Annotated in this window: 10 protein-coding genes and 2 pseudogenes; 5 read left to right on the top strand and 7 right to left on the bottom strand. The window is 71.2% G+C overall.

The window, feature by feature from the left end; all coding sequences use genetic code 11:
* Positions 1-5: 5 nt before the first annotated feature.
* The gene (locus tag ACWEVO_RS25090; RefSeq protein ID WP_452309969.1) at positions 6-227 is read right to left on the bottom strand and encodes a hypothetical protein; all 222 of its coding nucleotides are present in this window, start codon (positions 225-227) and stop codon (positions 6-8) included.
* Positions 228-468: 241 nt separating this feature from the next.
* On the opposite strand from ACWEVO_RS25090, the gene tnpB reads away from it, so the two are divergent.
* Positions 469-1,851 carry an IS607 family element RNA-guided endonuclease TnpB gene (gene tnpB / locus ACWEVO_RS25085; protein WP_452309968.1) on the top strand — a complete coding sequence of 461 codons (1,383 nt, stop codon included), beginning with the start codon at positions 469-471 and terminating at the stop codon, positions 1,849-1,851.
* Here tnpB and ACWEVO_RS25080 read toward each other — a convergent pair.
* Positions 1,838-2,194, bottom strand: a complete 357-nt coding sequence (locus tag ACWEVO_RS25080; protein ID WP_452309967.1) for a VOC family protein — start codon at positions 2,192-2,194, stop codon at positions 1,838-1,840. The genes tnpB and ACWEVO_RS25080 overlap by 14 nt on opposite strands.
* Before the next feature lie 11 nt (positions 2,195-2,205).
* Positions 2,206-2,608, bottom strand: a pseudogene (locus ACWEVO_RS25075) (transposase); the annotation flags it as partial.
* Positions 2,609-2,897: 289 nt separating this feature from the next.
* On the opposite strand from ACWEVO_RS25075, the gene ACWEVO_RS25070 reads away from it, so the two are divergent.
* The 4 genes from ACWEVO_RS25070 to ACWEVO_RS25055 are packed head-to-tail and all read left to right on the top strand — an operon-like array spanning position 2,898 to position 4,318.
* Positions 2,898-3,248 carry a hypothetical protein gene (locus ACWEVO_RS25070; protein WP_452309966.1) on the top strand — a complete coding sequence of 117 codons (351 nt, stop codon included), beginning with the start codon at positions 2,898-2,900 and terminating at the stop codon, positions 3,246-3,248.
* Positions 3,245-3,694, top strand: coding sequence for a MerR family transcriptional regulator (locus ACWEVO_RS25065; protein WP_452309965.1), 450 nt, complete (start codon positions 3,245-3,247; stop codon positions 3,692-3,694). Before ACWEVO_RS25070 ends, ACWEVO_RS25065 begins: the two co-directional genes overlap by 4 nt.
* Positions 3,678-3,986, top strand: a complete 309-nt coding sequence (locus ACWEVO_RS25060; protein WP_452309964.1) for a hypothetical protein — start codon at positions 3,678-3,680, stop codon at positions 3,984-3,986. Before ACWEVO_RS25065 ends, ACWEVO_RS25060 begins: the two co-directional genes overlap by 17 nt.
* Positions 3,983-4,318 (top strand): YnfA family protein, encoded by a 336-nt coding sequence (locus tag ACWEVO_RS25055; protein ID WP_452309963.1) that lies wholly within the window; start codon positions 3,983-3,985, stop codon positions 4,316-4,318. Before ACWEVO_RS25060 ends, ACWEVO_RS25055 begins: the two co-directional genes overlap by 4 nt.
* On the opposite strand, the gene ACWEVO_RS25050 is transcribed toward ACWEVO_RS25055, so the two are convergent.
* From ACWEVO_RS25050 to ACWEVO_RS25035, 4 genes and pseudogenes are all read right to left on the bottom strand, one after another.
* The gene (locus ACWEVO_RS25050) at positions 4,315-5,025 is read right to left on the bottom strand and encodes a cation transporter (protein WP_452309962.1); all 711 of its coding nucleotides are present in this window, start codon (positions 5,023-5,025) and stop codon (positions 4,315-4,317) included. The two genes, ACWEVO_RS25055 and ACWEVO_RS25050, sit on opposite strands and share 4 nt — an antisense overlap.
* On the bottom strand, positions 5,025-5,369 hold the full coding sequence (locus ACWEVO_RS25045) for an ArsR/SmtB family transcription factor (protein WP_452309961.1): 345 nt from the start codon (positions 5,367-5,369) through the stop codon (positions 5,025-5,027). The genes ACWEVO_RS25050 and ACWEVO_RS25045 overlap by 1 nt, the downstream gene beginning before the upstream one ends.
* A 43-nt stretch (positions 5,370-5,412) precedes the next feature.
* Complete coding sequence (locus ACWEVO_RS25040; RefSeq protein WP_452309960.1) at positions 5,413-6,333, bottom strand: LysR substrate-binding domain-containing protein; 921 nt, start codon at positions 6,331-6,333, stop codon at positions 5,413-5,415.
* Between the two features lie 51 nt (positions 6,334-6,384).
* Positions 6,385-7,029 (bottom strand): annotated as a pseudogene (locus tag ACWEVO_RS25035) (YeiH family protein); the annotation flags it as partial.
* Between the last annotated feature and the right edge of the window lie 96 nt (positions 7,030-7,125).

Genomic DNA, 7,125 nt, shown 5'->3' with positions numbered 1-7,125 from the left:
GCTCCTCAGCCGGCGGCCCGTCGGCCGCCGCGCCACCTGACCGCGTACGGCAGCACATACATGTACAGGCCGGTGAGCAGCAGCAGGCCGAGCGGCAGCAGTGGCACGTATGACACCCAGAGGGCGGGATCGTCCTGCGCCAGGGCGATGAAGGTGATGACAACGGTCGCCGTGAAGACGACGGCCAGGAGACGGTGGGCCTGCCGGACCCATCGGCTCCAGTTCACGCGGATCTCCTTTCGGCGGTCGAGGTGCTCAGCGGTCCTGAAGCAGGCCGAGGACGTTGCCGTCGGGGTCGGTGACGGTGGCCACGAGGCGGCCGCCGCCGACGTCCCGTACGAGGTGTCGACTGCTGCCAAGGGAGTGTTCTTCAGGCGTCAAAGGAGCGTTCTGGTGCGGTGTTTGGGCGTGGGGCTGCGGGTGTGTCGTACCCGTCGCCGACACTGATCCCGAAGGGGGTGAGCGGGGGTGGGTGTGCGCAGTCTGCAGGCGTATCGTTTCGCGCTCGATCTGACCCCGGCTCAGGAGCGGGCGGTGCTGGCGCATGCGGGCGCGGCCAGGGTGGCGTACAACTGGGCTCTGGCCAGGGTGAAGGCGGTCATGGACCAGCGGGCCGCGGAACGTTCCTACGGCACGCCTGAGGAACTGCTGACTCCGGCGGCGGGTTGGTCGTTGCCGGCGTTGCGGAGGGCGTGGAACGTGGCCAAGGGTGAGGTGGCGCCGTGGTGGCCGGAGTGCTCGAAGGAGGCGTTCAACACCGGCCTGGACAACCTGGCCCGCGGGTTGAAGAACTGGTCCGATTCCCGGGCAGGCAAGCGGGCCGGTCGGCGGGTGGGATTTCCGCGGTTCAAATCCCGTCGCCGTAGCACCCCCAGCGTCCGGTTCACCACGGGTGCGATCCGGGTGGAGCCGGACCGTAAGCATGTGGTGCTGCCCCGGCTGGGCCGGCTCAAGACCCACGAGTCGACCCGCAAGCTCGCCCGCCGCTTGGAGGCGGGCACGGCCCGGATCCTGTCGGCGACGGTGCGCCGGGACGGCGGGCGGTGGCAGGTCGCGTTCTGCGTCGAAATCGAGCGGGTCGAGCGCACCCCGACGCGCCCGCAGGCGGTGGTCGGCGTCGATGTGGGGATCACCCACCTGGCGGTGTTGTCCACCGGCGAGATGGTGCCCAACCCCCGGCACCTGGACGAGGCGGCCCAGCGGATGCGGCGCCTCTGCCGGCAGATGTCCCGGCGCGTCGGGCCGGACCGGCGCACCGGCCGGCGGCCCTCGAACCGGTGGGAACGCGCCCGCCGGCAGGTCACTGCAGCGCATGCGCGGGTAGCGAACTTGCGCCGTGACGGCCTGCACAAGCTGACTACCGGGTTGGCCCGCGAGTACGGCACGATCGTGGTCGAAGACCTCTACGTGGCCGGCATGCTGCGCAACCGGCGGTTGGCCCGGCAGGTCGCGGATGCCGGGTTCGGTGAGATCCGCCGACAGGTGGCGTACAAGGCTGGATGGAACGGTGGCCGGCGGATCGTCGCTGACCGCTGGTATCCCTCCAGCAAAACCTGTTCGGGCTGCGGCGCGGTGAAAGCCAAGCTGCCGCTGCGTGTCCGAACCTACACCTGCGATTCTTGCGGTTTGGTCCTTGATCGGGACTTGAACGCCGCGCGTAACCTCGCCGCGCTCGCGCGTGAGGTCACCACCGCCGGGAGTGGCCCGGTGGCAGGACGTGGAGCCGACCATAAGACCCGCCCCGGCGGGCCGGTGGCCATGAAACGTCAACCCGGCCCCGCCCACGCGGACAAGACCGGGACCATCCCACCGCAAGGCGGGACATACCGATCAGTCGCTAAAGCGCACTGACAGGTAACGGTCCTTCACCGTGGCGCCCGCGCGCGGCGGTCACCTCGGCGAGCTTCGCCGCGATGTCCGACACGTGCCAGTAGGCCACCGGCGAGGTCATGCCCTGCGGGCCGCCGCCCGGGACCAGCCCGACCTGCTGGCCCTCGACCTCGAAGCCGACGTAGTAGGACGAGTCGGACTGGGGCGTGACGCCGAGCAGCGCGTTGAACACCTCCTTGGCCTTCGCCAGATGGGAGACGGGATGCAGGATGGTCTTGTTTCCTGGGTAGACGAGCCGGTCATGGTGCACTCCCGAAGCTGTGGGTCGCATCGACCCGGGCGTGGTGTGGCCGGTGATGACCACGACCAGAGCCTCGTCAACGCGTCCATCCACACGAACGTGTAGTGCCCTGAGTCCAGGGGCCGGTTGCGCAACGCCTGCACCTGGGTCCAGATGGGTAGCCATCTCCCAGGGCCTGCTCAGCCCGCCGGCGATGGGTCAGCAGCCGGTCCGGGAAGTAGGACCCCTGGCGCAGCTTCGGGATCGCCAAGTCGATCGTGCCGGCGCAGGTGTCCCACTCCCGGGCTCGGTAGCCGTTACGGGAGTTGACCCGCTCGTCGCTGCGCTGCCCATAGGCCGCGCCGCAGATGGCGTCCGCCCCGGCGGAGATCACCGCCTGCGCGAACGTCTTAATCTCGCCTGCAACACATCAGGCGACGCGCCCGTGATCTGCTCGCACAGCAGCTCAACAGGGTTCACACTCTCAGATGCGGCGATCGCGCCATCACTCTCCTTCGTTCGACTTAGCCGTCTCGAAGGATCGCGCGGTGGCCGTCTCTCATCTACGGAACGCGCCCGTCACGGGCAAGTAGTACACCACTTCTCTGGACGCAGCCCGGGGCGGCGGGAGGCGGCATCATGCGCCGCCGCGCCTCGACATCAGCCATCCCGCCATCCCTTCGAATCATCACGGCGGAGGTCATGGCATTGACCCGGGCGACGCCCCGGTTCTCCCCCTGAACCAGGGCTTGCATTCGATACCTGGGTACAGGCTTACCGTCGATGGATGAGCGACGACCATGTTACGAAGGATGACTCCTGGGTGCCCGACGCGTGCACCCTCCCGACCGCCGAGCGGCCGCTGCGGCTGGCCGAGTTCGATCAGTTCTTCCAGGACGCGGTCCGGGGTGCCGAGCGGGTGTCGGCGCAGCATCTGCGGTTGCACCTCGACGGCGCGGCACAGGTCGAGAAGACGGCTCGGGACCTGACGGCCCGGGAATCGGCGTGCTGCTCCTTCTTCACGTTCGACATCGCGCGTCCCGACCCGAACTCGCTGACGCTGGACGTTCGGATACCGGCGGCACACGTCGACGTGCTTGATGCCCTCGCCGAGCGGGCTCTGCGGGTGCGGCGATGACCGGACCGGGACTACGCAGCGGGCAGCTCGCCGACGCGGCCGGGGTCAACCGGCAGACCCTGCGCTACTACGAGCGCCGGGGGCTGCTCGCCGCACCGCAGCGGTCGCCGGGCGGGCATCGGCTCTATCCGGCCGACACGGTGACCCTGCTGCGGGTCATCAAGACCGCGCAACGCCTCGGGTTCACCCTCACCGAGGTCGCCGACCTGCTCGACGCCGGACGCCACCAGCACGGCAGACGACCCGACAGGGGACTGCAGGCCCGGGCGCGGGACAAGCTCGCCGAGGTGGAACAGAAGCTGGCCGACCTGGCCGTCATCCGCGACACCCTCCGAGCTGCCATCGCGGCCGGCTGCGACGACCTGGTCGCCTGCGCCGGCAGCGCCTGCTGCCCCCTGCCGTTCGCAAAACTCGCGGAGAGGAACGACCATGTCGACTGTTGCTGACCGGCTGCGCCGCCTGCTTCCCTCCGGGATGACGGGGCTCGCGGGAGCCGCCTGCGCCGGCTGCTGCGTGCTGCCGCCGCTGCTGGCCGCCGGGGTCCTTGGTGGTGCCGGCTGGGCGGCAGTCAACCGCTTCCTTCCCGGCGTCGCCGTCGCCCTGGCCGTGCTCGCCGGCCTGACCTGGTGGTGGACCGGCAGACGCCGCCACACCACCGGCTGCGCCGGCCGCACCTGCTCCTGCGGCCAGGGTGACCAGCGGAAGCGCCGGATGCTCACGCTACGGTCGGACGTATGACCGTCGCCCGTTCGATCCTGCTGTTCCTGATCGCGGCCCTCGCCGAGATCGGCGGGGCCTGGCTGGTGTGGCAGGGCTGGCGGGAGAACCGGGGACTGCTCTGGATCGCGGCCGGAGTCGTCGCACTGGGCTGCTACGGCTTCGTCGCCACCTTCCAACCCGACGCGAACTTCGGCCGCATCCTGGCCGCCTACGGCGGCGTCTTCGTCGCCGGCTCCCTCGCCTGGGGCATGGCCGTCGACCGGTTCCGCCCCGACCGCTACGACCTCATCGGCGCGGCCATCTGCCTCATCGGCGTCGCCGTGATCATGTACGCCCCGCGGGCCGATTAGTCCGCTCCTGAGCAGCAGGAGCAGCCGGGCTCGCACCCACCGGGGTCGTTGTCATCGGCGCCGCCGACCGGCACCGCGCAGCAGGTGTCGCCGCGCCACGCCTCGCGCCCTTCCTTGATCGCCACGGCGGCGATGACCAGCGCGGCCAGCGGGTCGGCCCAGGCCCAGCCGAACAGACTGTTGAGCCCGAGGCCGACGAGCAGCACCGCCGACAGGTACGTGCAGAGCAGCGTCTGCTTCGAATCGGCCACCGCTGACCGGGAACCCAACTCCCGCCCGGCCCGCCGCTGGGCGTAGGACAGCACCGGCATGATGAGCAGAGACAGACCGGCCAGCACCAGCCCGACGGTGGAGTGCTCCGCCTCCCCGCCGGCGGCGAGCGCGCGCACCGACTCGACGGTGACGTAGGCGGCCAGCGCGAAGAACGACACCGCGATGATCCGCAGCGCGACCTTCTCCCGCGCCTCCGGGTCACGCCCGGCGAACTGCCACGCCACCGCCGCCGCCGAGGACACCTCGATGACCGAGTCCAGGCCGAAGCCGAGCAACGCGGTGGACGAGGCGGCGGCACCGGCGCTGATCGCCACCACCGCCTCGATCACGTTGTAGGTGATCGTCGCGGCCACCAGCAGCCGTACCCGCCGAGCGAGCACCGCACGCCGAGCCGCGAGGCCACCTGGCTGAATCTGGAGCAGCGGGGCGGACATCAGCAGCAACCCTTCTCATCGGCGTCGGCGCACACCGTCGGGTCGACCGTCAAGACCAGGTCCAGCAGGTCACCGAGCGCGTGCGCGAGGCGCTCGTCGGCCAACTCGTAGCGGGTCCGCCGGCCCTCGGGGACCGCCACGACCAGACCGCAGCCACGCAGGCAGGCCAGGTGGTTGGACAGGTTCTGCCGGGTCGTGCCGAGCAGGTCCGCCAGTTCCGCCGGATAGCCCGGCGCGTCCCGCAGCGCCAGGAGCAACCGCGCGCGGATGGGGTCGGACAGGGCATGCCCGAACCGGGCGAGCACCTGCCCGTGCGTCAACGTCTCCACCGGCCGACAGTACATCAGGCGCTGTATTGAGCGGTCGTCACCGCTGCGGCCACATCCGTCAATCGGCGGAAGCCGCGGCGGCGATCGCCAGCAGCTCCGCCGCGAGGGCGGTCGGGGTACGGCCCAGCCAGAGGGCGTGCAGCGGGCGGATCAGCGGGAGGCCCTCGACGCGAAGCTCGACCAGCTCTCCCGCGGCGACGGCGGGCGCGGCTGCGCGGGCGCTGATCACCCCGATGCCGCCACCGGCGCGGACCGTGGAGAGGATCGTGGTGGTCGAGCCGAGGCTGATGGCGTACGGCAGCGACGGCGCGAAGCCGAGGGCCTGCTTGATCCCGTTCAGGAACGTGTCCCGGGTGCCGGAGCCCGGTTCGCGCAGCAGCAGTGGCTGATCGGCGAGGTCGGTGGGGCGCAGGGCACGCCAGGCGTGCGCGGCGAGCGGGTAGGTGGCGGCGACGACCAGGGCGAGCCGGTCCTCGCCCACGACGCGGGCGGTCAGGTCGGCCGGAATGTCGGGTGACTCGACGAACCCGAGGTCCACCGCGCCGGAGCGGACTGCCTCGACAACGCCGTGACTGTTCGCGACGTCGGCCGAGATGTCCAGCTCGGGATGGGTGCGGCGCAGGCTCAGCAGCCACGCCGGCAGCAGGTACTCGGCAACGGTGAGGCTCGCCGAGATACGCAGCCGCGCCTGCCGGTCGGCGCGCAGCGTGAGCACTCCGTCGGCGAGGGCCTGCGCGGCGTCGATGACGGTGCGCGACCAGGCGACGACCGCCTCGCCGGCGGGCGTGAGCAGGCTCCCGCGCCGCGAACGCACCAGCAGCGGTACGCCGAGCCGCCGCTCCAGTTTCGCCAGCCGGGCGCTGGCGCTGGGCTGGGTGATGCCGTGCGCCTGCGCCGCGCGTCCGACGCTTCCCGTCTCGGCGACGGACAGCAGCAGGTCGAGCGCCGGCAGGTCGCTTATCCAGGGCGGCAGTGGCATCCCGCGCAGTCTGTCACAGGTGCTTCGGCGTCCGGCCCGTCCCGCGCCTCGTCATCGAGTCAGCAGGTACTGCAGGCCCAGGCTGGTCGAGCTGACCGCGGCCCAGAGGATCAGGCCGAGCAGCAGGGGGCGGGCGCCGGCGCGGCGGAGGGCGGCCACGTCGGTGGAGAGGCCGACGCCGGCGAGGGCGACCGCGATGAACAGCAGCGCCACGTGGTGCAGCGCGGCCTGGGCGCCGGCGGGGATCACTCCGCCGGTGTTCAGCGCGGCGACGGCGAGGAACGCGACCAGGAACCAGGGCACGAGGGAGCCCGCCAGCCGGACCTTCGACGTCTCCGGCAGGTCCGCGCGACGGCGGGTCAGGGTGGTGAGGACGAGGACGATCGGGATGATCATCAGGGTACGGACGAGCTTGACGACGACGGCGTATCCGACGGCGTCCTGGCCGTAGGCGCCCGCGGCGGCCACCACGGAACTGGTGTCGTTGACGGCGGTGCCGGCGAAGAGCCCGAACTCGTGCCCGCTCAGCCCCAGCGCGTGCCCGAGCGGCGGGAAGACCAGGACGGCGGCCACGTTGAAGAGGAAGATCGTCGAGATCGCGTACGCCACGTCGTTGCTCTTCGCCCGGATCGCCGGGGTGGTGGCCGCGATGGCGGAGGCGCCGCAGATCCCGGTGCCGACACCGATCAGCGTCCGATCCGCCTGGTCTCCGCTGGCGACGGCGGCATCAGCACCGGCGACCTCGGCACCTGAGGTGCAAGGAAGGGCCCCTTCTTAACGCCTGGTGCGGGT

The sequence above is a fragment of the Micromonospora sp. NPDC003776 genome, assembly GCF_053605645.1.
This window is presented reverse-complemented; position numbering and strand designations above follow the sequence as displayed.

What these genes read in the sequence shown, in the direction of transcription:
- ACWEVO_RS25070 (WP_452309966.1), top strand. Translation starts at nt 2,898, where the DNA reads ATGAGCGACGACCATGTTACGAAGGATGACTCCTGGGTGCCCGACGCG.
- ACWEVO_RS25065 (WP_452309965.1), top strand. Translation starts at nt 3,245, where the DNA reads ATGACCGGACCGGGACTACGCAGCGGGCAGCTCGCCGACGCGGCCGGG.
- ACWEVO_RS25060 (WP_452309964.1), top strand. Translation starts at nt 3,678, where the DNA reads ATGTCGACTGTTGCTGACCGGCTGCGCCGCCTGCTTCCCTCCGGGATG.
- ACWEVO_RS25055 (WP_452309963.1), top strand. Translation starts at nt 3,983, where the DNA reads ATGACCGTCGCCCGTTCGATCCTGCTGTTCCTGATCGCGGCCCTCGCC.
- ACWEVO_RS25050 (WP_452309962.1), bottom strand. Translation starts at nt 5,025, where the DNA reads ATGTCCGCCCCGCTGCTCCAGATTCAGCCAGGTGGCCTCGCGGCTCGG.
- ACWEVO_RS25045 (WP_452309961.1), bottom strand. Translation starts at nt 5,369, where the DNA reads ATGTACTGTCGGCCGGTGGAGACGTTGACGCACGGGCAGGTGCTCGCC.
- ACWEVO_RS25040 (WP_452309960.1), bottom strand. Translation starts at nt 6,333, where the DNA reads ATGCCACTGCCGCCCTGGATAAGCGACCTGCCGGCGCTCGACCTGCTG.